Annotated in this window: 24 protein-coding genes; 13 read left to right on the top strand and 11 right to left on the bottom strand. The window is 66.7% G+C overall.

The window, feature by feature from the left end:
* Positions 1 to 22 precede the first annotated feature (22 nt).
* Positions 23 to 586: a GNAT family N-acetyltransferase gene (locus tag FIV34_RS10360; RefSeq protein WP_139982419.1), complete on the top strand. Its 564-nt coding sequence runs from the start codon at positions 23 to 25 to the stop codon at positions 584 to 586.
* Here the strand turns inward: FIV34_RS10360 and moeB are convergent.
* The 8 genes from moeB to ndk all read right to left on the bottom strand — a co-directional run bounded on the left by moeB (position 583) and on the right by ndk (position 8589).
* On the bottom strand, positions 583 to 1764 hold the full coding sequence (gene moeB / locus FIV34_RS10365; protein ID WP_139982421.1) for a molybdopterin-synthase adenylyltransferase MoeB: 1182 nt from the start codon (positions 1762 to 1764) through the stop codon (positions 583 to 585). The two genes, FIV34_RS10360 and moeB, sit on opposite strands and share 4 nt — an antisense overlap.
* Before the next feature lie 27 nt (positions 1765 to 1791).
* Positions 1792 to 3201: a ribosome biogenesis GTPase Der gene (der, locus tag FIV34_RS10370; protein WP_139982423.1), complete on the bottom strand. Its 1410-nt coding sequence runs from the start codon at positions 3199 to 3201 to the stop codon at positions 1792 to 1794.
* Positions 3202 to 3222: 21 nt separating this feature from the next.
* Entirely contained in the window at positions 3223 to 4419 is a 1197-nt protein-coding gene (gene bamB, locus FIV34_RS10375; RefSeq protein WP_139982425.1) for an outer membrane protein assembly factor BamB, read from the bottom strand.
* A complete protein-coding gene (locus tag FIV34_RS10380) occupies positions 4416 to 5066 on the bottom strand; it encodes a YfgM family protein (protein ID WP_139982427.1) in 651 nt (216 codons plus the stop codon). The genes bamB and FIV34_RS10380 overlap by 4 nt, the downstream gene beginning before the upstream one ends.
* A 131-nt stretch (positions 5067 to 5197) precedes the next feature.
* Positions 5198 to 6169, bottom strand: a complete 972-nt coding sequence (locus FIV34_RS10385) for a helix-turn-helix domain-containing protein (protein ID WP_139982429.1) — start codon at positions 6167 to 6169, stop codon at positions 5198 to 5200.
* A gap of 86 nt (positions 6170 to 6255) precedes the next feature.
* Positions 6256 to 7041, bottom strand: coding sequence for a type IV pilus biogenesis/stability protein PilW (gene pilW, locus FIV34_RS10390; protein WP_139982431.1), 786 nt, complete (start codon positions 7039 to 7041; stop codon positions 6256 to 6258).
* The gene (gene rlmN / locus FIV34_RS10395) at positions 7031 to 8167 is read right to left on the bottom strand and encodes a dual-specificity RNA methyltransferase RlmN (protein ID WP_139982433.1); all 1137 of its coding nucleotides are present in this window, start codon (positions 8165 to 8167) and stop codon (positions 7031 to 7033) included. The genes pilW and rlmN overlap by 11 nt, the downstream gene beginning before the upstream one ends.
* Positions 8164 to 8589, bottom strand: a complete 426-nt coding sequence (ndk, locus tag FIV34_RS10400; protein ID WP_139982436.1) for a nucleoside-diphosphate kinase — start codon at positions 8587 to 8589, stop codon at positions 8164 to 8166. Before ndk ends, rlmN begins: the two co-directional genes overlap by 4 nt.
* A 240-nt stretch (positions 8590 to 8829) precedes the next feature.
* Here ndk and FIV34_RS10405 point away from each other — a divergent pair, with 240 nt between their 5' ends.
* The 4 genes from FIV34_RS10405 to FIV34_RS10420 are packed head-to-tail and all read left to right on the top strand — an operon-like array spanning position 8830 to position 14140.
* Positions 8830 to 9492: a TetR/AcrR family transcriptional regulator gene (locus FIV34_RS10405; RefSeq protein ID WP_139982438.1), complete on the top strand. Its 663-nt coding sequence runs from the start codon at positions 8830 to 8832 to the stop codon at positions 9490 to 9492.
* Between the two features lie 34 nt (positions 9493 to 9526).
* Positions 9527 to 11896, top strand: coding sequence for a 3-hydroxyacyl-CoA dehydrogenase/enoyl-CoA hydratase family protein (locus FIV34_RS10410; protein WP_139982440.1), 2370 nt, complete (start codon positions 9527 to 9529; stop codon positions 11894 to 11896).
* Positions 11897 to 11947: 51 nt separating this feature from the next.
* On the top strand, positions 11948 to 13156 hold the full coding sequence (locus FIV34_RS10415; RefSeq protein WP_139982442.1) for an acetyl-CoA C-acyltransferase: 1209 nt from the start codon (positions 11948 to 11950) through the stop codon (positions 13154 to 13156).
* A 57-nt stretch (positions 13157 to 13213) separates the two neighbouring features.
* Complete coding sequence (locus FIV34_RS10420) at positions 13214 to 14140, top strand: MBL fold metallo-hydrolase (RefSeq protein ID WP_139982444.1); 927 nt, start codon at positions 13214 to 13216, stop codon at positions 14138 to 14140.
* An 8-nt stretch (positions 14141 to 14148) separates the two neighbouring features.
* On the opposite strand, the gene FIV34_RS10425 is transcribed toward FIV34_RS10420, so the two are convergent.
* A complete protein-coding gene (locus FIV34_RS10425) occupies positions 14149 to 15423 on the bottom strand; it encodes an NAD(P)/FAD-dependent oxidoreductase (RefSeq protein WP_139982446.1) in 1275 nt (424 codons plus the stop codon).
* A gap of 108 nt (positions 15424 to 15531) precedes the next feature.
* Here FIV34_RS10425 and FIV34_RS10430 point away from each other — a divergent pair, with 108 nt between their 5' ends.
* A complete protein-coding gene (locus FIV34_RS10430) occupies positions 15532 to 16059 on the top strand; it encodes a 3-hydroxyanthranilate 3,4-dioxygenase (RefSeq protein ID WP_139982448.1) in 528 nt (175 codons plus the stop codon).
* On the opposite strand, the gene FIV34_RS10435 is transcribed toward FIV34_RS10430, so the two are convergent.
* A complete protein-coding gene (locus FIV34_RS10435; protein WP_139982450.1) occupies positions 16056 to 16610 on the bottom strand; it encodes an NUDIX hydrolase in 555 nt (184 codons plus the stop codon). The genes FIV34_RS10430 and FIV34_RS10435 overlap by 4 nt on opposite strands.
* Positions 16611 to 16767: 157 nt before the next feature.
* Between FIV34_RS10435 and FIV34_RS10440 the strand changes: the two genes are divergently transcribed.
* The 3 genes from FIV34_RS10440 to FIV34_RS10450 all read left to right on the top strand — a co-directional run bounded on the left by FIV34_RS10440 (position 16768) and on the right by FIV34_RS10450 (position 20957).
* A complete protein-coding gene (locus FIV34_RS10440) occupies positions 16768 to 17721 on the top strand; it encodes a transporter (RefSeq protein WP_170207573.1) in 954 nt (317 codons plus the stop codon).
* 211 nt (positions 17722 to 17932) lie between these two features.
* Positions 17933 to 19423, top strand: coding sequence for an amino acid permease (locus tag FIV34_RS10445; protein WP_139982454.1), 1491 nt, complete (start codon positions 17933 to 17935; stop codon positions 19421 to 19423).
* 94 nt (positions 19424 to 19517) lie between these two features.
* Positions 19518 to 20957, top strand: coding sequence for an amino acid permease (locus FIV34_RS10450; RefSeq protein WP_139982456.1), 1440 nt, complete (start codon positions 19518 to 19520; stop codon positions 20955 to 20957).
* A gap of 314 nt (positions 20958 to 21271) precedes the next feature.
* On the opposite strand, the gene FIV34_RS10455 is transcribed toward FIV34_RS10450, so the two are convergent.
* Positions 21272 to 21607, bottom strand: coding sequence for a high-potential iron-sulfur protein (locus tag FIV34_RS10455; RefSeq protein ID WP_139982458.1), 336 nt, complete (start codon positions 21605 to 21607; stop codon positions 21272 to 21274).
* 142 nt (positions 21608 to 21749) lie between these two features.
* On the opposite strand from FIV34_RS10455, the gene FIV34_RS10460 reads away from it, so the two are divergent.
* Genes FIV34_RS10460 through FIV34_RS10475 form a run of 4 tightly spaced genes read left to right on the top strand, consistent with a single transcriptional unit; the run spans position 21750 to position 24753 of the window.
* Entirely contained in the window at positions 21750 to 22394 is a 645-nt protein-coding gene (locus FIV34_RS10460; protein ID WP_139982460.1) for a methylthioribulose 1-phosphate dehydratase, read from the top strand.
* On the top strand, positions 22391 to 22960 hold the full coding sequence (locus FIV34_RS10465; RefSeq protein WP_139982462.1) for a 1,2-dihydroxy-3-keto-5-methylthiopentene dioxygenase: 570 nt from the start codon (positions 22391 to 22393) through the stop codon (positions 22958 to 22960). The genes FIV34_RS10460 and FIV34_RS10465 overlap by 4 nt, the downstream gene beginning before the upstream one ends.
* Before the next feature lie 52 nt (positions 22961 to 23012).
* Positions 23013 to 23696 (top strand): acireductone synthase, encoded by a 684-nt coding sequence (mtnC, locus tag FIV34_RS10470; protein ID WP_139982464.1) that lies wholly within the window; start codon positions 23013 to 23015, stop codon positions 23694 to 23696.
* A complete protein-coding gene (locus FIV34_RS10475; protein ID WP_246058594.1) occupies positions 23680 to 24753 on the top strand; it encodes a C13 family peptidase in 1074 nt (357 codons plus the stop codon). The genes mtnC and FIV34_RS10475 overlap by 17 nt, the downstream gene beginning before the upstream one ends.
* The last annotated feature ends 3 nt before the right edge of the window (positions 24754 to 24756 follow it).

The raw sequence follows: 24756 nt of genomic DNA on the forward strand, positions 1-24756 counted from the left end.
ATTATCCGTGATTTAATGGGGAATGACCATTGATACCGTGCCCTACCCGCACGACCTCGCCGACGGCGTGGTGCGCCTGCGCGCCTACCGCGACAACGATGCGGAAGGCCTGGCCGATGCGGTGCGCGAATCGGTCGCCAGCGCGGGGGCGTGGCTGGCCTGGGCGCGCCCGGATTACGACATCGCCACGGCCCAGGACTGGATCCGCCTGTGCAAGCAGGCGTGGCTGCTGGGCGACGGCTTCGAGATGGTGATCGTCGATGCGCAGACGGATCGCTTCCTCGGCGGCATGGGCATCAACCAGCGCAACCGGGAGCACCGCTTCGCCAACCTCGGCTACTGGGTGCGCGAGTCCGAGCATCGCCGCGGCATGGTAAGCCGGGCGGGCAAGCTGGCCCTGCGCTTCGCGTTCGAGATGGTCGGCCTGAGCCGCGTGGAGATTGTCGCGGCCCATGACAACCTGCCCAGCCGGAAGGCGGCTGAACGCATTGGAGGTACATACGAAGGAATGTTGCGTAATCGATTGGTTATAAACGCTAAACCAACCGATGCCGCGATGTATTCGGTGGTTCCGGCAGGCGACTAGGCGCCTGCCAGCCCGGCGGCGGCGCACATCCGCTCCAGGTCGACGTAGCCGTCAAACCGGGCTTCGGGACCACATCCGGGACACGCCGGATCACGGCGCAAGGTGAGTTCGCGGAAACGCATACCCAGCGCGTCGTACATCAGCAGGCGGCCGACCAGCGGCTGGCCGATGCCAAGCACGAGCTTGAGCGCCTCGGTGGCCTGGACAAGACCCAGGGTGCCAGGCAACACACCGAGCACGCCCGCTTCTGCGCAGTTCGGCGCGTCAGCGGCGGCCGGCGGCTCGGGGAACAGGCAGCGGTAGCACGGGGAATCGTCGCGGCGGGGATCGAACACGCTCGCCTGGCCGGTGAAGCGCTCAATAGCGGCGTAGACCATCGGCAATCCAAGGCGGTGCGTTGCGGCAGCGAGCAGGTAGCGGGTGGCGAAGTTGTCCGCGCCGTCGATCACCACGTCGTGACCGGCAAGCAGCGCTTCCACGTTTGCCGCATCCAGCCGCTCGGCGACCACTCGCACCTCCACCCGCGGATTGAGCGCGAGTAAGGCCATGCGGGCCGAATCGGCCTTACCCATCCCTACCCGCGCATCGGCGTGCACCACCTGGCGATGCAGGTTCGAGCGCTCGACGCGGTCGTCGTCGACGACCGTGATGTGGCCGACGCCTGCGGCTGCGAGGTACAGGAGCACGGGGGCACCGAGGCCGCCGGCGCCAATCACGACAATGCGGGCGTTCGTGAGCTTCGCCTGCCCCGCTTCACCGACCTGCGGCAGCAGCACCTGGCGGCTGTAGCGCTCAGCGGCATCGCTATCGAGCGCGCCCGCACTCACCGGCAGCCCGGCCGCCTTCCACGCGGCCATGCCGCCGGCGACGGAGTGCACATGCCGGTAACCCATGCGTTGCAGGGCTTCCGCTGCCAGAAGCGAGCGCTGGCCGCTGCCACACAGGAGCAGCAGCTCGCGATCGCGATCCGGCTCGGCCTGCTCGATACGAAGTTCAAGGAAACCGCGGGACAGGCCGAGGGCGTCGGTCGGCGAGCCCGTGGCGCGCTCGTTGTCCTCGCGTACGTCGATCAGCAGGGCGCCGCCCCGCTGTCGCGCCAGGGCATCGGCGGCCGTCGTTTCGGGGACGCGCGAACGCAGGTCGGCTAACCAGCGTTCGCGATCGAGGCCTTCGGTCATGCGGCACCTCTGGGAGGTGCGGCGCGCTTACTTTTCGCGCCGCTTCGCGTTGCGGATGATGCGCTGGCGGCGACGCGCCTGGCTGTCGGTCAGCACGTTCTTCTTGCCGGCAAACGGGTTCTCACCGTCGCGGAAGTCGATGCGGATCGGCGTGCCTTCCATCTTGTAGCGCTTGCGGAAGAAGTTTTCCAGATAGCGCCGATAGGCCGGCGCGATATGCTTCGTGCGGCTACCGTGGATGATGATGGTCGGCGGATTGTTGCCGCCCGGGTGCGCGTAGCGCAGCTTCGGGGCATGGCCACGCACCAGCGGCGGCTGGTAACCCTCGTACGCCTTTTCGAGCGTGCGGGTCAGGTCGCTGGAGGTCATTTCCTTGGTCGCGGACGCATGCGCGCGGACCACGGCGCGCATCAGTTCGCGCATGCCCGAGCCGTGCAGGGCCGAGATGAAAACGGTCTTGGCCCAGTCGGCGAACTGCAGGCGGCGGCCGAGGGCGGCCATTGTCTGGTCGCGCTGGTAGCTGTCCAGGCCATCCCACTTGTTCACCGCGACAACCAGCGCACGGCCTTCTTCGATGACGTGGCCGATCAGCGTGAGGTCCTGGTCGGCCAGGTTCTCACGCGCGTCGATCAGGATAACCGTAACCTGCGCCGCAGAAATAGACTGCAACGTCTTGATAACACTAAACTTCTCCAGCGCCTCTTCCACGCGCGCACGGCGACGGACGCCGGCGGTGTCGATCAGGGTGAAGCGCTTGCCGTCGCGTTCAAGCGGCACGCGGATCGGGTCGCGGGTGGTGCCCGCCACATCGGAAACGATGAGGCGGTCTTCGCCAAGCAGGCGATTGATGAGGGTGGACTTGCCGGCGTTCGGGCGGCCGACGATGGCCACGCGGATGCCCTGCTCTTCCAGCGACGGACGGCCGATGAGGTCTTCATCTTCGTCCGGCGGCAGGTGCGGCATCGCATTCGCCACCAGGCGGTCGACGCCACGGTTGTGCGCGGCGGACATCGGCAGCGTTTCGGCGATACCGAACGCGGCGAAGTCGGCCATGACGGACACCTCGTCCACGCCGTCGGTCTTGTTGACCACGACGATGACGGGCTTGCCGCTGCGGCGGAGCTCATTGAGGATGGATGCGTCCAGCGGCAGCAGGCCGTCACGGGCATCCACCACGAAGACGAGCAGGTCCGCTTCGCTGATGGCGAGGCGAACCTGCTTGGCAGTCATGCCTTCCAGGCCTTCATCGCTGCCCGACAGGCCACCGGTGTCCACCACGACGAACGGGCGCTCGCCGAGATGGCTGACACCGTAATGACGGTCACGGGTGACGCCGGGCATGTCGGCGACAAGGGCATCCCTGGTACGCGTCAGCGCATTGAATAGGGTCGACTTACCAACGTTGGGGCGGCCGACCAGGGCGACGACGGGTAACATGGGGGAAGCAGCAATCCTTAATTAATGGGCGACGCGGTACGCGCCGACGTGGCCTTCCACGTCTTCAACGTACACGGTGTCACCGGAAACCACCGGCTGGGCACGGATGGCCTTCTTCGACAGGCGCTCGCGGGCGACGATCTTGCCGTCGCTGCCGCTCAGCCAGTGAATGTGGCCATCGAGGTCGCCGACGACGAGGTAATCGCCCTGGGCAGCCGGGCCGGTCACCCAGCGCCACTTCAGCGCGTCCTGCTTCCAGATGTTGGCGCCACTGCTCTTGTCGAAGGCGAACACCTGCGAGGTGTCGTCCGCGCCGTAGAGGGCGTTACCGTGGATGTCGAGGGACGTGAAGGTGGAGAAATTGTGGTTCCACAGCGGACGGCCGCTGGGACCGTCGAACGCAGCGACCTGGCCATGGTAGGCAGCGCCGTACAGCGTGCTGCCGTCCAGCGTGATGGCGCCATCGGCGTCATTCAGGCGGTCGATTTCGGTACGGCCGTCACCCGTGGCGAGCGTCTGCTCCCAGAGCTTTTCGCCGTTGTCCAGGCGCACCGCCACCAGCTTGCCGGCGTCGCTACCCATGAACACCACGCCGTTCGCCACGAGCAGGCGGCCATTGCCGCGCAGGCTGAGCAGCGGCACCTGCGACTGGTCGTACACCCAGCGGCGCTCGCCCGACTTCGCATCGAGGCCGTACACGCGGCCATCGTTGCAACGGACGACCACGAGGTCGCCGACGACAACCGGCGCGGTGACGACTTCCGAGGAGACCTCGGCAGCCCAGCGGCGCTCGCCGTCCTTCGCGTTCATGGCATAGACGTGGCCATCGAGGGTGCCGACGGCGAGCAGGTCGCCACCGACGCCCGGGCCACCGGAGAAGCGCGAGTCTTCGCGCTTGTCGTCGCCCCAGCCGAACCAGCCGTGCTGGCGCATGCTCTTCGACCACAGCGTCTTGCCGCTGTTGGCGTCGAAGGCGCGGATCTTGCCGTCCGTGCTGGCGGCATACACGACGCCGTCGGCAACCGCCGGACGCATGCGGATACCCGATTCAGCCGCGCCGTCACCGACGCTGGACTTCCACAGACGCTCAACCTTGACGGTCGGCTCGAACTTCTTGTCGAGCGGGGTCGGCGGTTCGACGTTTTCCTTCTTGAACGAATGGCACCCGGCCACGGCGGCCAGCGACGAAGTCAACGCGATTGCCCAGAAACGTTTCATGCACCCTGCTTCCCGGCCACGGCCAGATCTTCGAGTTTGGTTTGAACCACACCGCGTTGCGGTGCGCTGTCGCCCATGGCAGCGATCGCGGCCTCATAGGCCTTGCGAGCGTCTTCCTGGCGTCCCAGCTTGACCAGCGCATCGCCGCGGAGTTCCTGAGCGGATGCGACAAAGCTCTTGCCCTGGAGGGCGTCGAGCGCCGTGATGGCGTCCTGGGGCTTGTTCTGGGCGTACTTCAGCTGCGCGATGCGCAGGCTGACGAGCGCCTTGAGGGTGTCGTCCTTCGCATGGGCCTGGGCCCAGTCGAGGTCACCGCCGGCCTTGTCGAACTGACCGGCCAGGAGGCTGCGCTGCGCGCGCTCACCGGCGGCGAAGACGGCCCAGGCGGTATCCGAGTAGTCCTTCATCAGGCTCTCGGTACGCACATCGGATTCGGTGGTCTTGTTGGTGCCGACGGCGGCCTGCAGTGCGGCGTACTCATTGGCGGCGGCCTGCTCATGGCCCGCGCGGTGCGACTTCCACTGCTGCCAGCCAAAGATCAGGACGAGGCCAAGGGCGATGCCGACAATGATCGAAACACCATTCTTGCGGAGCCACTGCTGGACGCGTTCGCCCTGTTCGTAGTCGTCGTAAATGTCGAATGCCATGCGATCACCCACTGCGCGCCCGGCGCAGCAAACCTGGAGGAAAACAAGCCCACGCCGGCCATCAGGGGATGGCGGCGCGGATCAATAGGTAAGGATACCCGAAAAGCGCCGCGAGGCGGCGCCTGGGCCGGTCAGTACGAGACCGGCGCAGCCTTGCCGTCGCGAATATCCACGCGGAAGCGGGCGACGTTGGCGCGACGGAAGCCGTCGAGCTGAACCGCCTGGCCGTCCAGCGTGGCCTGCGCGCCGCCGGCATTGCCGATGCGGACGTCCAGCGTGCTGTCGCTGTGGTACGACTTCTGCGTACCGGCCGGAAGGATGCCGTACTCCAGGCGCTGGCCCGTCGCGTCGGTCACTTCCACCCAGCTGGCGGACGGCAGGTTCAGCGTGAGCTCGTGCCCACCCTGGCCTGTGGCAGCCGCCGCGGGTGCCGCGGCGCTGGTGGCCAGCGGCGTCCGCGCGGCGCTGTGGTCCAGCGGCGGGAACATGGCCATGGAGGCCAGGACCGGCTGCTGGTCTTCCGGACGGGTTTCCGCCGGCGTCGCGGCCTGCGGCTGCGTGGCCGATGCCACGGCAGCGGCGCTGGTCGACGACGTGGCCGGCGCGTCCTGCTGGGCTACCGGCGAGGCGTCCAGCGGGGCAAGGCGTGGCATGTCGCGGTCGAGCGTGCCGCGCACGCCCAGCCACACCATGGGCACCACGATGATCGCGGTGAGCACCACGTAGGTGGCCGCCGTGACGTAGCGCTCAAGCAGGTAACGCGAATGCGAGACACCGCCGGTGACGACAAGGTCCGGCTGGCGCTGGCGCGGCGCAAGGCGGGCGAGTTCAGCCTGGATGGCCTCTTCGTCCACACCGACGTGCCGGCCGTACTTGGTCAGGTAACCGCTGAGGTAGACCTGGTAATCGATGCCGCCGTACTCGCCAGCTTCGAGCTGGCGGATCAGGCGCACGGGCAGGCGCAGGGCCTGGCCACAGGCTTCAATGGTGTAGCCACGCGCCTCGCGTGCCGCGCGCAGGCGGGCACCAAAATGCCCTTCATGCGCGTGGTCAATGAGAACGCGACCGCCATCGGCGGCCTGGGAATCAGTCTGCGGGTCCATGGCGTCCTCCCTGTTCTGGGGCTCGATGCCAGCGAACAGATCCTGTTCGCGCCCGTCCCGACCGTTTGAATTCGACGATGCAGTGGTCATTGACGTGCAGTGGCTTCAAGAGCATGCGCGGGTTCCGAATCCGGGAACTTTTCACGCAGGCGTTTGGCATAGTCCTGGGCAACCTCCCCGTTGCCCAGACGGAGCTCGATATCGTGACCGAGCTTCAACGCATCCGGACTGGCCACGCCCAGCGCGTCGAAACGCTGGAGGAAGGCACGTGCCCGGAAGGCATCGTTCTTAAGGTACAACACGTTCGCCATCTGATACAGGGCGTCCGGGTTACGCGGGTTGCGATCGAGGGCCTTGCGGAAGTACACCTCGGCGCCGTCGTAATCACGCGCTTTCTCGGCACACGTACCCGCGTTGGACAGTGCCACGTCCGGCGTTGCATAGAACGGGTCGGCCAGGGCACGGTCGAAATACGGTTTCGCCTCGGCCGCCTTGCCCTGCTTGCACAGGAAAGCGCCGAGATTGTTATTGGGGTCGCCCTTTTTCGGGTCGAGCTCCATGGCCTTGCGATATTCGATCTCGGCATTCACCGGATCGTTGATGCGCTCGTAGAGCACCGCCAGCACGGTATGCGCCGGGGCGTAGGTGGGGTCGAACTCGATGGCCTTCTTGAGCTTGCCCATGGCACCTTCAAGGTTGCCCTGTTCCATGTACTTGGTGCCCAGGTCCGTGTGGACCTCGGCCCCATGCCGGCGCTCATCTGCCTTGGTGTCCTGCTTCAGCCGGGCACCCGGGCCGTCGCCACCCGTCGTCACACAGCCAGCGCACGCGAAGGCGAGCGCCGCCACCATCCCCCACCGCTCAAGCCGCATTCACAACCCCTTCGTCGAGTTTCTTGCGGAACTCCGCCTGGCGGCGCGTACGGTCGACCACCTGCCCCTTCAGCTGACCACAGGCGGCGTCGATATCGTCGCCGCGGGTGCGGCGGAGCATGGTAAGCACACCGGCGTTCAGGAGCTGCGTCTGGAACGCGCGGATTTCCTCCGGCTCCGAGCGCTCGAAACGCGTGCCCGGGAACGGATTGAAAGGAATCAGGTTGACCTTGTTCGCGCCCGGCAGGCGGCGCATGAACTTCACCAGCTGGCGGGCGTGCTCCGGACGGTCGTTGATGCCCTTCATCAGGGTGTACTCAAACGTGATCGTCGTGCGTGGCGCGCGGCGGATGTAGCGCTCGCAGGCAGCGGCCAGCTCGGCCAGGTTGTAGCGCTTGTTCAGCGGCACCAGTTCGGTGCGCAGCTCGTCGTTGGCCGCGTGCAGCGACACGGCCAGGGAGACGTCGCTCTCTGCCGACAGGCGGTCGATCATCGGCACAAGGCCGGCCGTGGACAGCGTGACGCGCTTGCTCGCCAGGCCGAAGCCCAGGTCGTCGCGCATCAGGCTCATGGCCTTGACCACGTTATCGAAGTTCAGCAGTGGCTCGCCCATGCCCATCATCACCACATTAGTGATGCGACGCTGCTGGTGCGTGACATTGCCGAGGGATTTGGCCGCGACCCACATCTGGCCAATGATTTCGGCCGTGGACAGGTTGCGGGAAAAGCCCTGGGTTGCCGTGGAGCAGAACTGGCAATTCAGGGCGCAACCCACCTGGGACGACACGCACAGCGTGCCGCGGGTGGGTTCCGGGATGTACACCGTCTCGATGGCGTTGCCGCCATCCATGCCGAGCAGCCACTTCTGGGTACCGTCCACCGCGCCCTTTTCGAACACGGTGGCCGGCGGCCCGACGTAGCAGCTCGCATTGAGCTTTTCGCGAAGAGCCTTGCCGACGTCGGTCATGTTCTCGAAATTGCTTTCGAGACGGTGGTAGATCCACTTCATGACCTGGTCCGCGCGATACGCCTTCTCGCCCAGGCTGGCGAAGAAATCGCGCAGGCCCTGGCGATCGAAGTCGAGCAGGTTGACCTTGTCGGCAGGCGTATTCACGGCAGTTCTCAGTGGGAGACGACGTCCGAGTCGTTGAAGAAGTACTTAATTTCGTTGGCGGCGTTCTCGAGCGAATCCGAGCCGTGCACGGCGTTGGCGTCGATCGATTCGGCGAAGTCGGCGCGGATCGTGCCCGCAGCGGCTTCCTTCGGGTTGGTGGCGCCCATCAGGTCGCGGTTCTTCAGAACAGCGCCTTCGCCTTCCAGCGCCTGGATCATCACCGGGCCGGAGATCATGAAGTCGACCAGCGCGCCGAAGAACGGACGCTCCTTGTGGACGGCGTAGAAGCCTTCGGCCTCTTCGCGGGTCAGCTGCTTCATCTTGGCGGCGACGATCTTGAGGCCAGCCTTTTCAAAGCGGGCCAGGATTTCGCCGATGACGTTCTTCTTGACGGCGTCCGGCTTGATGATCGAAAGGGTGCGCTCCAGCGCCATACGGGTGCTCCGGGAAAGGATTGAAGAAATAGATACTGCCGGACCCCACGGGGGTGCCCGGTGAAAGTTTGATGGCAAAGCCGTCAGGAATGACTGACTTAGCTCACGAATTCTTGACAGATTCTAGCTCATTCGCAAGCCGTTTGCAGGGTTGTGCGGCGCACATTGACCACCAAATCGAGGCAGGCGTATTCTCAAACGATCGTTTGATTCAAACTAGCCCTGCCGGAGTGGCCCGCCATGACCAGTGCCCCGTACGCGTCACGTGAGCGCAGCACCAAGGAACGCATCCTGGGCGCCGCCGAGGCCCTGTTCGCCACCCATGGCTTCGCCGGGGCCTCCCTGCGCCAGGTGACGGCCGCCGCCCGGGTCAACCTGGCCGCCGTGAATTACCACTTCGGCTCCAAGGACAAGCTCATCGAGGAGGTGTTCCGCCGCCGCCTGGACGAGCTGAACAGCCGTCGCATGGCCGCCCTGCAGCGCCTGGCGGGCAAGGACGACACCTCGCTGGAGGATGTCCTCGACGCCTACATCCGCCCTGCCCTGGACCTTTCCCGGAACGATGGCGGTGGCGCCGCCTTCGTCCGCGTCCTGGCCCGGGCCTATGCCGAGCACAACGAAACGCTGCGCAAGTTCCTGTCTGAGAACTACGGCCATATCCTGCGCCAGTTTGCCAATGAATTCAGCCGCTTGCTTCCTGGCCTCGCCCGCGAAGACATCTACTGGCGGCTGGATATCGTCACCGGCGCGCTGACCTACGCCATGGCCGACTTCGGCATCATCCAGCGCAAGAGCGACGTCGCCGAGCGCGACCACCGCGAAACCGCCGCCGAGCACCTGATTCGCTTCGCCGCCGCCGGCATGCGCAACCCCTCCCTTTCGAACGCCCCGGCCAGTCGCTGACCGGGACGACCCTTTGCACCCTCGGAGATCATCCATGACCGCAACACCGCTACGCATCCGCAAGGCCGCGGTTCTCGGCGCCGGCGTCATGGGCGCGCAGATTGCCGCGCACCTGACGAATGCCAACGTAGAAACCGTCCTCTTCGACCTTCCCGCGAAGGAAGGCCCGAAGAGCGGTATCGCCCTGAAAGCCATCGCCAACCTGGCCAAGCTCTCGCCGGCCCCGCTGGCCGAGAAGTCGCTGGGCGCGGCCATCATCCCGGCGAACTACGAGGATGACCTGGCCCAGCTGGCCGACGTGGACCTGGTGATCGAAGCGATCGCCGAGCGCATGGACTGGAAGCTGGATCTCTATACGAAGATCGCCCCGCACGTGTCGAAGACCGCCGTGCTGGCCAGCAACACGTCCGGCCTGTCGATCAACGGCCTGGCCGAGGCCCTGCCGGAAGCCCTGCGCCATCGCTTCACGGGCGTGCACTTCTTCAATCCGCCGCGCTACATGCACCTGGTGGAGCTGATCCCGACGCGCCTTACCGACGCCAGCGTGATCGAAGGCCTTGAGGCATTCCTCACCACGACCCTGGGCAAGGGCGTCGTGATCGCCAAGGACACCCCGAACTTCATCGGCAATCGCATCGGCGTGTTCTCGATGCTGTCGACGATGTTCCACACCGAGCAGTTCGGCCTGGGCTTCGACACCGTCGATGCGCTGACCGGCCCGGCCATCGGCCGCCCGAAGAGCGCGACGTTCCGCACCGCCGACGTGGTGGGCCTGGACACCCTCGCCCACGTGGTCAAGACCATGGGCGACACCCTGCCCGACGACCCGTGGCACAAGTACTTCCAGCCGCCGGTGTGGCTGAAGGGCCTGATCGACAAGGGTGCGCTGGGCCAGAAGACCGGTGCCGGCTTCTACCGCAAGGCGGGCAAGGACATCGTCGTGCTCGACCTGCAGAAGCAGGACTACCGCCCGTCGGAGGGCAAGCCGTCCGACGAAGTGGCCGCCATCCTGGCGATCAAGAACCCGTCGGAGAAGTTCGCGAAGCTGCGTGCGTCGTCCGACCCGCAGGCGCAGTTCCTGTGGGCCGTGTTCCGCGACCTCTTCCATTACACCGCGTTCCACCTGGCGGATATCGCCGAGACGGCGCGTGATGTCGATTTCGCCATCCGCTGGGGTTACGGCTGGAAGCTCGGTCCCTTCGAGCTGTGGCAGGCCGCCGGCTGGCAGCAGGTCGCGGGCTGGATCGCTGAAGATATCGCCGCCGGCAAGACCATGAGCAGCGCGCCGCTGCCCGCATGGGTCACCGACGGCCGCCAGGGCGTGCACGGCAAGGCCGGTTCGTACTCGGCCAGCGCCAACGCCGAGAAGCCGCGTTCGTCGCACCCGGTGTACAGCCGCCAGGCCTTCCCGGACCCGATCCTGGGCGAGACCTTCGACCAGGGCACGACGGTGTGGGAAAACGACGGCGTCCGCCTGTGGACGTCGGGCGACGACATCGGCGTCATCTCGTTCAAGACCAAGATGAACACGGTGAACGACCACGTGCTCGACGGCATCCAGCATGCCATCGGCCTTGCCGAGCAGCAGTTCCGCGGCGTGGTGCTGTGGCAGCCGACCGAGCCGTTCTCGGCCGGCGCGGACCTGAAGGGTGCGCTAGGCCTGCTGCAGGCCGGCAAGCTCGCCGAGTTCGAAGCCATGGTGGCGAACTTCCAGGCCACCAGCATGCGCATCAAGTACTCGCTGGTGCCCGTGGTGGCGGCCGTGCGTGGCCTCGCCCTGGGTGGCGGCTGCGAATTCCAGATGCACTCGGCCCGTACCGTGGCCGCGCTGGAAAGCTACATCGGCCTGGTCGAGGCGGGCGTCGGCCTGCTGCCGGCCGGCGGTGGCCTGAAGGAACTTGCCGTGCGCGCCGCGCAGCACAACCCGGAAGACCCGTTTGAATACCTGAAGAAGGTGTTCGAGACGGTGGCGATGGCGAAGGTGTCGACCAGCGCGCTCGAGGCGAAGACCCTGGGCCTGCTGCGCAAGGACGACGTCGTCGTCTTCAACACCCACGAGGTGCTGCACGTGGCCAAGGCCCAGGCACGCGCGATGGCCGAGTCCGGCTACCGTCCGCCGCTGCCGGCACGCGCCATCCCGGCGGCTGGCGACACCAGCACGGCCACGTTCAAGGCCTCGCTGGCGAACATGGTGGAAGGTTATTTCGCGTCGCCGCACGACGTGAACATCGCCGGCCGCATCGCCGACACGCTGTCCGGTGGCCCGATCGAGCGCGGCTCGCCGGTGGACGAAGAGTGGCTGCTGGCCCTCGAGCGCAAGCATTTCGTCGAGCTGGCCCAGACCGAGAAGACCCAGGCCCGCATCGCCCACACCATGACGACGGGCAAGCCGCTGCGTAACTGACGCGCCTCGCGCTCTACGCCAACGACCTGCCCCCTTACCAGGAACCACCTCATGAGCAAGCAAGTGCAAGACGCCTACATCGTCGCCGCCACCCGTACCCCGGTGGGCAAGGCGCCGCGCGGCGTGTTCCGTAACACCCGCCCCGACGACCTGCTCGCCCACGTCATCCGTGCCGTGATGGAACAGGCCCCGGGCATCGACCCGGCGCTGATCGCCGACGCGATCATCGGCTGCGCCATGCCGGAAGCCGAGCAAGGCATGAACGTCGCACGCATCGGCGTGCTGCTGGCCGGCCTGCCCGAGCAGGTGCCGGGCGTCACCATCAACCGTTTCTGCTCGTCCGGCGTGCAGGCCATCGCCATGGCCGCCGACCGCATCCGCCTGGGTGAAGCCGACCTGATGCTGGCCGGCGGTACCGAGTCGATGAGCATGGTGCCGATGATGGGCCACAAGGTGGCCATGAACCCGGCCATCTTCGAGAACGACGAAAACCGCGCCATCGCCTTCGGCATGGGCATCACCGCCGAGAAGGTGGCCGAGCGCTGGAAGGTCAGCCGCGAAGACCAGGACACGTTTGCCCTGCAGTCCCACCAGAAGGCGCTGGCGGCGATCCAGAACGGCGAGTTCAAGGACGAGATCACTCCGTTCCAGCTCGACGACCGCTACCCGGACCTGAAGAACCGCACGGTGAAGGAAGACCGCCGGATCATCACCCTCGACGAAGGCCCGCGTGCCGATACGTCGCTGGAAGTGCTCGGCAAGCTGCGCCCGGTGTTCCGCAACGGCCAGTTCGGCGGCTCGGTCACCGCGGGTAACTCCTCGCAGATGTCCGACGGCGCCGGCGCGCTGCTGCTCGCCTCGGAAAAGGCGATCAAGGACTACGGCCTGACCCCGCTGGCCCGCTTCGTCGGCTTCTCCGTGGCCGGCGTGGCGCCGGACATCATGGGTATCGGCCCGAAGGAAGCGATTCCGAAGGCACTGAAGCAGACCGGCATCACCCAGGACCAGCTGGACTGGATCGAGCTCAACGAAGCCTTCGCCGCGCAGGCGCTGGCCGTGATCCGCGACCTCGGCCTGGATCCGTCGAAGGTGAACCCGCTGGGCGGCGCCATCGCCCTCGGCCACCCGCTCGGCGCCACCGGTGCCGTGCGCGCCGCCACGCTGATCCACGGCCTGCGTCGCCGCAAGCAGAAGTACGGCATGGTGACGATGTGCATCGGTACCGGCATGGGCGCCGCCGGCATCTTCGAGGCGCTGTAATTCCCCCCGGGGGCGGTGCGCTCGCGCGCCCGCCCCCGACGGCGGTACGCTTCACCCATGCACGGCATCCATACCATCGACACCGGCTTCGGCCGCCCGCGCTTCGACGCTGCCTACCTGGTCGTCGAGCGCGGCCGCGGGGCCATCATCGACAGCGGCACGACGCACTCCGTGCCGCGCTTCCTCGAGGCGATCGAGGCGGCCGGCCTGCGGCCCGGCGACATCGACTGGGTGATCCTCACCCACGTTCACCTCGACCACGCTGGCGGTGCCGGCGAACTGATGAAACACCTGCCCCACGCCATGCTCGCGGTGCATCCGCGCGGCGCGCGGCACATGATCGACCCGTCCGTGCTGATCGCCGGGGCGACCGGCGTCTACGGTGAAGAGGCCGTGCGCCGTGATTACGGCACCATCGTGCCGGTGCCGAAGGACCGCGTGATCGAGGCCTCGGACGGCTTCGTCATCGACCTTCAAGGCCGTGCCCTGCTTTGCCTGGACACGCCGGGCCACGCGAAACACCACATCGCCATCCACGACGATCAGTCCAGCGCGTTTTTCACCGGCGACATCTTCGGCCTGTCCTACCGCGAGTTCGATACCGCGAACGGCCCCTTCATCATCCCGACCACCTCACCGGTGCAGTTCGACCCGGACGAGGCCCACGCCTCCATCGAGCGGATGATGCGTTACGAGCCGGCAGCGATGTACCTCACCCATTTCGACCGCGTCGAACAGGTGAAGCGCCTGGCAAACGACCTGCACGAGCAGATCGACGCGATGGTGGCCATCGCACGGCGCCATGCGGGCGATCCTGACCGCGAGGCACGTATCGCCACGGATTTCGCCGACCTCTACGTGGGCCGGGCGAAGAAACACGGGGTGACGATGGGCGCCGACGAGATCACGAAGCTGCTGAAGATCGATATCCGCCTCAACGCCCAGGGCATCGTCGTCTGGCTGGACAAGGCGAAGGCCGCCTGACGAGGCCCTCAGCCCTCGAGGCGCGACTTCATCCAGTCCGCCATCTCGTATTTCCAGTACGTCCCCTGGGCGGCCAGGTAGCCGAACGGACGGTGCACGGGATCAAGGCCGAACTCAGCGTACGCCGGCACGGACTTCTCGCCGGACGCGATGGCGTCGGCCAGCGTTTCGCCCGCGGCGCAGGTCGGCGCCAGGCCATGCCCGCCGAAGGCCTGCGCGTACCACAGGCCATTGCCGTGGGTGCCCACCTGGGGCATCTCATGGCGGGCATAGCTCATCAGCCCCGACCACGCGTGCTCGACCTTCACGCCCTTGAGGGAAGGAAACACCCGCTCGAGGTCGCGGGTCAGCAGCTTCTGCACGGCGCGGGGGCTGCGGTCGCGAATGGAGATGCGCCCACCCCATAGCAGCCGCGTGTCCTGCAGGGGCCGGTAGTAATCGAACGCAAATCGCGTGTCGTAAATGGCGGCCTGCGTTCGCACGCACTCGGCCAGGCGCGGGCCCAGCGGCTCGGTCACCATCACATAGGTGGCGATAGGCAGCACGGCCCGGTCGATGCGGCGGTCCAGCCCGGCGAGGTAGCCGCCACAGGCAAGCACCACGTTCGGCGTCTCGATCTCCGCCTCACCCACGCGCAACACCCAGCGCGGGCCCCGACGCTCGAGCATGCGCACGGGTGAGCCTTCATGCAGGGTGACACCGGCCGCTTCCGCCGCCGCGGCAAGGCCACGCGCGTAGGCGAGCGGGTCGATGTGCATCGCGTTCCGCTCGTACAGGCCGTCGTGGTAGCGCCGGCTGTGCACGAACTCGTGCATCGCGTCGGCGGGAAGCCACTGCCACTCGCTGCCGTAGTGTTCCGCGAGCAGCTGTTGCCGCGCGCGCAGCAAGCGCGCATCGCGGAACCAGTTCGCCCAGACCACGCCCGCGTCCACCCTGTCGCAATCGATGCCCAGCGTGGTGATGCGCTGGCGAATCAGGTTGACCGCTGCCACGGTGCGCGCATAAAGGTCGCGGGCACGCGGCTCGCCCAGCTTTTCCAGCAGAGCGCGTTCGCCGAGCGAATAGCCGGCGAAGACGAAACCGCCGTTACGTCCCGACGCGCCGAAGCCGATGGTCTGCGCTTCCAGCAGGACGACGTCGCGGACGCCGCGGGCGGCGAGTCCCAGTGCCGTGTTCAGCCCGGCGAAGCCACCACCCACGACCACGACGGCAGCGTCCCGCTTGCCCTGGGGCGGCGGTCGCGGCGTCGGCGCAGCTTGGCGGGCGTGATACCACGACGCCATCCGGGAGGATCCTTAACGGGCAGGTCCGTCCTTGTACGCCATGCCGCAGGCGGCGGGAAGTCCCCGGCCGGGAGTATGATCGCGGCATTCATCCATGAAGCCTGCCGCATGAGCCTCACGCCTCCTATCGACCTGCAACGCTGGATCGACGAGCACCGCGCCTTGCTCAAGCCGCCCGTGGGCAACAAGTGCATCGTCGATGGCGACTTCATCGTGATGATCGTCGGCGGCCCGAACGCCCGCACGGATTACCACTACGACGAAGGCCCGGAGTTTTTCTACCAGCTCGAGGGCGAGATGGTGCTGAAGGTGCAGGACGAGGGCGTCGCGAAGGACATCCCCATCCGCGCCGGCCAGATGTTCTACCTGCCGCCGCGCGTGCCGCATTCACCGCAACGGATGCCCGACTCCGTCGGCCTGGTGATCGAGCGGCGCCGCCTGGCCGGCGAAAGCGACGGCCTGATGTGGTTCTGCGCTAACTGCAATCACAAGCTCTTCGAGCGCTATTTCGGGCTCAAGAGCATCGAGAGCGACTTCCCGCCTGTGTTCGACGAGTTCTACCGGGATGAGGAGGCGCGCACGTGCAAGGCGTGCGGCACCGTCCACCCCGCACCGGCGCGTTACGCGGAAGCCTAGCGGCCGCGTCCCGCCGCCAGCCACTTCGCGGCCATGCGGCGAAGCGACGGGTCGCTCGTTTCATCGGCGGCCACATCGGCGATGTCGCGCCAGGCCAGCCCCAGCGACTCTTCATTCGCCGCGAAGGCTTCCGAGCCGCGCGCGACCACCACATAGCGCGCGTCGTAGTGCCAGTGCTGCGGCTCCTGGCCACGGGCGAGAATGACGTGGCGATCCACGTCGAACAGCTGCGGCTGCACTTCCAGATCGGTTAGCCCGGTCTCCTCCTCCGCTTCGCGCAGCGCGACGTTGGCAAGGTCTGCCTCGCCGTCGGCGTGGCCGCCGGGCTGCAGCCAGCGCTGCAGCTTGCGGTGGTGCATCAGCAGCACGCGCTGGCCATCCGCGCTGACCAGCCACGCGGAGCCCGTGAAGTGCCCGGCCCGTGTCTCGCGGTGAAACGGCTGCGCCTCGCTCGCCAGCCATGCGCGGAACGACGCGACGTCGTGTTCGTCGGGATACCGGGCGGCGTAGCGCTCAAGGGCGATGGCAAGCGGGCGGAAGGTGGGGCTCATCAGGGAAATCCGAGGAAACGTGTGCGTATTTTCGCACGCGTTTTTCAGATTAGTCCGATGTCCCCGGAGGAACCCTGCTGCCTAGGATGGGTCGTGCGCACGAAGCGCATCGACTTCCCCGCGGCCATGAGGCCGCACCCATCGCATGGAGCCGCGCATGACATCCTGTTTTCTCCGCACCACCGCCGCGTTGATCGCCCTCGGTCCCGCCGCCGCCCTGGCCTCGACCACCCACGACATGCCCGATTTCACCGGCCCGCTGGTGACGCCGGCGGTAAATCCCCTCCCGAAGGACATGCTCAACATCGAGCCTTACCTCATCCATACCCACGTGCGTGCCCGCTACGGCAACGACGGGTCGCGCCACGCGCTGCGGGAACGCGAGCGAACGCGCCAGTGGCAGGTCGCATTGCCGGTGATCTACGGCCTGGGTGAGACCACCTCCGTGCAGCTCACCCTCAGCGCACTGCGCACGTCAACGCCATCAGGGCACACGGATGGCCTGCGCATCGGTGACACCCACGTGCGCCTGCTCCAGCGACTCAGCGGCCCCGGCGATGACGGTACCGGCTGGGTGACCGCCGTCTCGCTGGCACAGCGACTCTCCACCGGCAAGTATCACCACCTCAATACCAATCCGCTCAATGGCACCGGGAACGGTACCTCGCGCACCACGCTGGCGTTCGGCGCCCAGAAGCTGCAATGGCTGGCGGACGGGCGGGCATTGCGCTGGCGCGGCCAGGTGGCGTGGAGTCCGAGCCCCGGGCTCACCCGTCTCCACGGCACCAGCGTGTACGGTACGGGTCCGGGATTCCACGGCAGCGCCCGCCACGGGCAAGCCTGGAACGCCTCCATCGCCGCGGAGTACGCGCTCCATCCGCGCTGGGTACTGGTCGGCGAAGCGGTGTTCAATCGCACCGGCAAGGTGCGCATGCAGGAGTCGCACCGAGCCTGGGAACACCGCCCGTCGCAGGACCTCAGCCTGGCACCGGCGGTGGAATACCACCTCAGTGCCACCCTCGGTCTCATCGCCGGCGTGCAGTTCACCGTGGCCGGTCGCAACGCGGCGGCCTACGTGGCACCGCAGGCCGCACTGAACATGGTGTTCTGACGCACCGCCCTCGTTCCACGCACAACCGCCGTAAGTCATGGTGACAACGACCTCCCCCCGTGCAAAGGCCTTGGCGGGCCTCGCATTGCAGCTTGTACGGCCGTGCCCCGCTGGGCTATGGTTCCGTGCCGCTCTCCCGGGGACGGCGTTCCATCATGGCTGCCGCGGCGGTCCCAATAATAAAGAGCACTTCCGGCAGTAGGGGAGACACATGTTGAAACACCTGTTCGCGACGCATCCCATCGAGGCCGCGCCGCATGTCGACGCTGGTGAGCATATTGAAACCGGCGCACACGGTGGCGGCGAGCTCAAGCGCGTCCTCACGGCGAAGCACCTTATTCTTCTCGGCATCGGCGCCGTCATCGGTGCCGGTATCTTCGTGATCACCGGCCAGGCAGCCGCGCTGCATGCCGGCCCGGCACTGGTCATCAGCTTCATCATCGCGGGCTTCGCCTGCGCCCTGGCGGGCCTGTGCTACGCCGAGTTCGCGGCCATGCTGCCGGTCTCGGGCAGCGCCTACTCCTATTCGTATGCCACGCTCGGCGAATACGTCGCCTGGTTCGTCGGCTGGAACCTGGTGCTCGAATACCTGTTCGCCGCGGCCACCGTGGCTGCCGGCTGGTCGGGCTACTTCAACGAGCTGCTCGGTCTCATCGGCAGCATGGTCGGCAGTGACATCACCCTGCCCGCCTCGTTGTCGTCGGCGCCGTTCCAGTTCATCGAGGGCCACATCCAGGCCACCGGCACGCTGATCAACCTGCCGGCGGTCTGCATCATCGCCGCGCTGTCGGGCCTGTGCTACGTCGGCATCACGCAGTCCGCCTTCGTCAACTCGATCATCGTGGCGATCAAGGTCGCCGTGATCCTGCTGTTCCTGGCGTTCGCCATCAAGATGATCAACCCGGCGAACTGGCACCCGTTCATCCCGCCGAACGAGGGCGAAGGCACCTTCGGCTGGAGCGGTATCTTCCGCGCCGCGACCATCGTGTTCTTCTCGTACGTCGGCTTCGACGCGGTGTCCACCGCGGCAGGCGAAGCAAAGAACCCGCAGCGCGACATGCCGATCGGCATCCTCGGCTCGCTGGCCATCTGCACCGTGCTGTACATCGCCGTGGCGCTGGTGCTCACCGGTATCGCCCCGTTCCGCATCCTCAACACGCCGGAGCCGGTCGCTACCGCCCTGGGCCTGTACCCGCAGCTGGCCTGGCTGAAAGCCATCGTCGTCGTCGGTGCCATCACCGGCCTGTCGTCGGTGATCCTGGTGATGCTGATGGGCCTGCCGCGCATCTTCTTCTCGATGGCACGCGACGGCCTGCTGCCGCCGTCGATGGCCCGCGTCCACAAGAAGTTCGCCACGCCGTACGTCGGCACGATCATCGTGGGTGTCGCCGCCGCCGCCATGGCTGGCCTGTTCCCGGTCAGCGTGCTCGGCGAGCTGGTCTCGATGGGCACCCTGCTGGCGTTCGCCACCGTGTGCATCGGCATCCTGATCCTGCGCTACACCCGCCCGGACCTGAAGCGCAGCTTCCGCGTCCCGATGGTGTGGCCGATCTCGATTGTCGGCGCCCTCGCCTGCGTCTACCTGTTCTGGCAGGCCTTTGAAGAGCATTGGCGCCTGATGATGGGCTGGATCATCATCGGCCAGGTCATCTACTTCGGTTACGGCTACGCGCACAGCAAGCTGCGCAAGTCGCTCGGCTGATCCAACACGGCCACCCGGGAAGGCCGGCGGTGATCCGCCGGCCTTCCCTGTTTTACGGCTATTCTTCCTTTCGCCACCGCCATACGAGCCGTCCATGCTCAAGCAGCTACTCGCCAAGAAATCCCCGCAGGCCGAACCCGACGACGCGCACGGCCCCGCCCTGCGACGCACGCTGGGCCCCTGGGGGCTGACCGCGCTGGGCATCGGCGCAGTCATCGGCGGCGGCATCTTCGTCATCACGGGTGTCGCGGCGGCGGAACATGCCGGCCCGGCGATCATCCTCTCCTTTATCCTGGCCGCCATCTGCAGCGTGTTCACCGCGCTGTGCTACGCGGAATTCGCCTCGCTGATCCCCGTGTCCGGTAGCGCGTACTCGTACGCCTACGCCACGCTGGGCGAAGGCGCCGCGTGGTTCATCGGCTGGAATCTCATTCTCGAGTACGGCGTGTCGGCCTCGGCCGTGGCGGTGAGCTGGACGGGTTACTTCGTCAGCCTTCTCGATCACGTCGGCCTGCACATCCCGCCGGCGCTGACCAACGCGCCGCTGGATTTCATCGACGGCCACCTGGTCACCACCGGCGCGCTGTTCAACCTTCCCGCCGTGGGCATCACCCTGGCGCTGACCTGGCTCTGCTACGTCGGCATCAAGGAATCCACCGGCCTGAACATGGCCATGGTGATCCTCAAGGTCGCCCTGATCATCGTCGTGATCGTCGTCGGTGCCAGCCACATCGATACGGCCAACTGGCACCCGTTCATCCCGGATAACCAGGGCGGCGACCGCTACGGCTGGAACGGCATCCTGCGCGGTGCGTCCATGGTGTTCTTCGCCTACATCGGCTTCGAAGCCACGTCGACGGCGGCCCAGGAATCGAAGAACCCGCAGCGCGACATGCCGATCGGCACGCTCGCCTCGCTGGGCATCTGCACCGTGCTCTACATCGCCATGGCCGCCGTGCTGACGGGCCTGGTGCCGTTCGCACAGCTGGATACGGCCGAGCCGGTGGTCACCGCCATCCGCAACCATCCGGAACTGAGCTGGCTGCGCGGCATCGTCGAAGTCGGCGCGCTGATCGGCCTTTCGTCGGTGGTGCTGGTCATGATCATCGCGCAGCCGCGCATCTTCATGATCATGGCCCGCGACGGTCTGATGCCGAAAGTGTTCACCACCATCCATCCGAAGCACCGCACGCCGCACATCAACACCGTGCTCACCGGCGTCGGCATCGCTGCGCTCGCTGCCGTCTTCCCGCTCAACCTGCTTGGCGACCTCACCTCGATGGGCACGCTGGTCGCGTTCAGCGCGGTGTGCATCGGTGTGCTGATCCTGCGTCGTACCGCGCCCGATATCCCGCGTTCGTTCCGCGTGCCGATTGCACCGGTGACGTGCACGCTTGGTGTGCTCAGCTGCATCTTCCTGCTGTGGTCGATGGGCGTGCGCAACTGGGTGTTGATGGGTGTGTGGACGCTGCTCGGCATCGTCGTTTACTTCGGCTATAGCTACCGCCACAGCCGCTTGCGGGCGCGTGGTTGAGGCCTCGGGGCGTTCCTGCGCCCCTACATGAGGTTTCTTCGTTAAGTTTCTGTTTTTGCGACGAATCACGCAAAAACACGTTCGTCATTTAACTGCCATTGGCCGGTCGTGCCCCGAGGGGAGTATCATCCCGGTTCCGTGGGTATATCACTTGGCAGTGGGCCCCGGATTGCCGCCCGGCGCGTCAGGCGGGTCAGCTCCTCGGCCTGGCGCGCTTGGGCAGCATTTTTGTCGGTTCCAACAAAAAAGAAGGCCAGCCCTGGGGCTGGCCTTTCTGTTTTCCGGGGCCGGATCGCTCCGGACCACCGAACCGGTCAGATCATGACAGCGTGAGACACGCACCAGCCCTTCGCCGCCACCGCCTTGCCCGGGAACAGCTGGCACGGCCCCCAGGCGGCTCCCGCCTTGCCCTGGTAGAAGTTGCAGTTGAAGCAGGCGTCGCTGGCCGTCTTCTTGCCCTGCGCCTTGCTGCCGTCCTCGACGTACTTCAGGGCCGAGGCGGTCGGGTCGGAGGGGGAAAGGTGCGGGAGGTCCTGGGCCTGGGCGCGGCGCGGGAGGGTGCCAAGCACGGTCGCGGCGGCGACGGAACCTGCGGCGGCCTTGAGGAATCGGCGGCGACCCTCGATGTTGTGGGTGTCATTCTCTGCCATGAACATGCCTCTTGCGGGGAATGCGCTCCATCCTACGCAAAAGCCAAAAAAGGAATGGTTCGCATTTTCGCCGGGCGGCCGGCTACCCGGGCCGGTCACACCCCCATGGTATAGTCGCCCCCTGATTTAGACGTCCAAACCCATGACAAAAACCCTCGACCACCTCGATCCGGCCCTGCTGGCCACCCGCGCCGACGCCATTGCCGATGCCGCCCGCGACCTGGCCGCCTTCGGCTGGACGCCCGCGACCAGCAGCAACTTCTCGATGCGCCTGGATGACGGCCTCGCCGCCATCACGATCTCCGGCCGCGACAAGGGCCGCCTGGGGCGCGATGACATCATGGTGGTGGACATGGACGGCAAGGCCGTGGGCAGCGATTCGCGCCCCTCCGCCGAGACCGGCCTGCACACCCAGGTGTATAAGCGCTACCCGGAGGCGAATGTGGTGCTGCACACGCATTCGCGCACCCAGAGCGTGGCCTCGCGTCTGTTCGCCAACGAAGGCCGCATCCGCCTGGAAGGGTGGGAGCTGCAGAAGGCCATCTCCGGCTACACCACGCATGAGAGCGTGCTGGAGATCCCCGTTTTCCCCAACACCCAGCACATGCCGGAACTCGAAGCCCAGGTGGACGCCTGGATCGACAGCGGCAAGCCGCTCTACGCCTACCTGATCAACGGCCACGGCATCTACACCTGGGGCCGCGACATGGCGGAGACCCGCCGCCATCTCGAGGCGCTGGAATTCCTGCTGGGCTGCGAACTCGACCTGAGGAGGCTTTCCCCATGAGCCGTCTGCGTATCTACGACGATGCCCACCATGACGCCCCGCTGGCGGTCATGACCGACCACGCTGCGATCGCGAAAGCCCTCGGCGACGTGGGCGTGCGCTTCGAAGCCTGGGAAGCCAGCCAGCCGATCGAGCCCGGTGCAAGCCAGGACGAAGTGATCGCCGCCTATCGTGGCGACATCGACCGCCTGATGAAGGAAAACGGCTACCAGGCCGTGGACGTGATCAGCCTGAAGCCGGACCACCCGGACCGGGCCGCCTTCCGCTCGAAATTCCTGAACGAGCACACCCATAGCGAAGACGAAGTGCGCTTCTTCGTCGCCGGCGCCGGCCAGTTCACCCTGCACATCAACGGCAAGGTCTACGAGGTGCTGTGCGAACAGGGCGACCTGATCGGCGTGCCCGACGGCACCCCGCACTGGTTCGACATGAGCGTCTCGCCGTACTTCGTGGCGATCCGCCTGTTCACCAACGTCGAGGGCTGGGTCGCCAGCTTCACCGGCGAGGACATCGCGGAGCGTTTTCCGCGCATGGATCCGCACCCCTCGGCACCCGTCACGTCGTAAAGGCACCCGGGCTCGGCTATCCTGCGGATTCCCCGATCCGCAGGCTTTTCCCATGTCTGATATCCGCGCCGTCCTCACCGACATCGAGGGCACCACCAGCTCGATCGACTTCGTGAAGGACGTGCTGTTTCCCTACGCCCGCCAGCACCTGCCGGCCTACGTGGAAACCCACACCGACGAGCCCGAGGTCCAGCACTGGCTGCACGAGGCCGCCAAAGAGGCGGGCATCGTCGAGGCCACGCGCGGCGAGATCATCAACCTGCTCATCCGCTGGATTGACGAAGACCGCAAGTCGACGGCGTTGAAGGCCCTGCAGGGCATGATCTGGCGCGAAGGCTACGAGTCCGGCGCCTACGTGTCGCACATGTACCCGGAAGTGGCCGGCCGCCTGAAGGCGTGGCACGAGCAGGGCCTGAAGCTGTACGTCTACTCGTCGGGCTCGGTGCCGGCGCAGAAGCTGCTGTTCGGCTTCAGCGAAAACGGTGACCTGACCCCGCTGTTCTCCGGCTATTTCGACACCCAGACCGGCCACAAGCGCGAGGTGCAGTCGTATCGCCTCATCGCCGAGGCGATCGGACTGGCGCCGGCGCAGGTGCTGTTCCTTTCCGATATCCGCGAAGAGCTGGACGCCGCCCGCGAGGCCGGCATGCACACGACCCACCTGGTGCGCCCGCCGCTGCCGATGACCGACGCAGGCCACCCCGCCGTGGCGGATTTCGATGCCATCCAGCCTTGATCCCGGTCGCCGGACGGCGATCTACACGCTCGCCGGCTTCATCGCCGGCGCGTTGCTGACCGCCGCCGTCCTCGGCTTCGGGCCGCGCCCGGTCATGACCTCGGTGGCGCCGCGCCCGCCGGCCCCTGCGTCCACGCCTGCCGTGGCCGGCAGCAGCGCGCCCCCTGCCCGCCCGGCGCCGGCCGCCACCGTGGCCGCTGCCGACGACGCCGCGGACGACGAGGGTCTCCAGCTGGACGTCGGCAACTGGCCCGACAACGCGCCGACGCCCGAACAGGTGTTCGCGTCCCAACCGGAAGCCATGCGCACGGCCCTGGGCAAGCTCGCCAAGCGCACCCCCGGCAAGCCCAACGTGTATGCCGTGGCCTTCGGCGGCGACGCCTCCGAGGACGTCTTCCGTAACGAGGCCGAGTACCTCGACAAGCTGATGGGCACGCGCTTCGGCAGCCCGGGCCACACGCTCGTGCTGGAGAACAACCCCGATACCCTGGCGACGCGCCCCCTGGCAAGCTGGAGCAACCTCGAAAGCGCGCTGGACGGCCTCGCGAGGGTAATGAACCCCAAGGACGACATCCTTCTGGTGTACATCGCCACGCACGGCGGCAGTGACCATAGCCTGCTGGTGGACATGGATCCGATTCCGCTCGACCAGCTCGACCCGGACGGCCTGTCGCAGATCCTGGCCCGGCACGATTTCCGCTGGAAGGTCGTGGTGGTGAACGCCTGCTACTCGGGCGGCTACGTACCGAAGCTGCGCGGGGCCGGCAGCCTGGTGATGACCTCGGCGCGGACGGATCGCACGTCGTTCGGCTGTGGCTCGGATTCGGACATCACCTACTTTGGCCACGCCTGGCTTGCCGACGGGCTGAACGCCACGCCGGACTTCGTCCAGGCCTTCGACCAGGCCAGGACCGAGATCGCCGGCTGGGAAAAGCGCGATGCGGTGACGCCGTCGGAACCGCAGATCGACGTGGGCGCGGGTATCGCCGACAAACTGGCCACGTGGCGCAAGGTCGCGAAGATCGGCCCGGCCGTGCCGTTCGCCCCCGCGAAATAGCGA

Source organism: Luteibacter pinisoli, from assembly GCF_006385595.1.
Classification (GTDB): Bacteria; Pseudomonadota; Gammaproteobacteria; order Xanthomonadales; family Rhodanobacteraceae; genus Luteibacter; species Luteibacter pinisoli.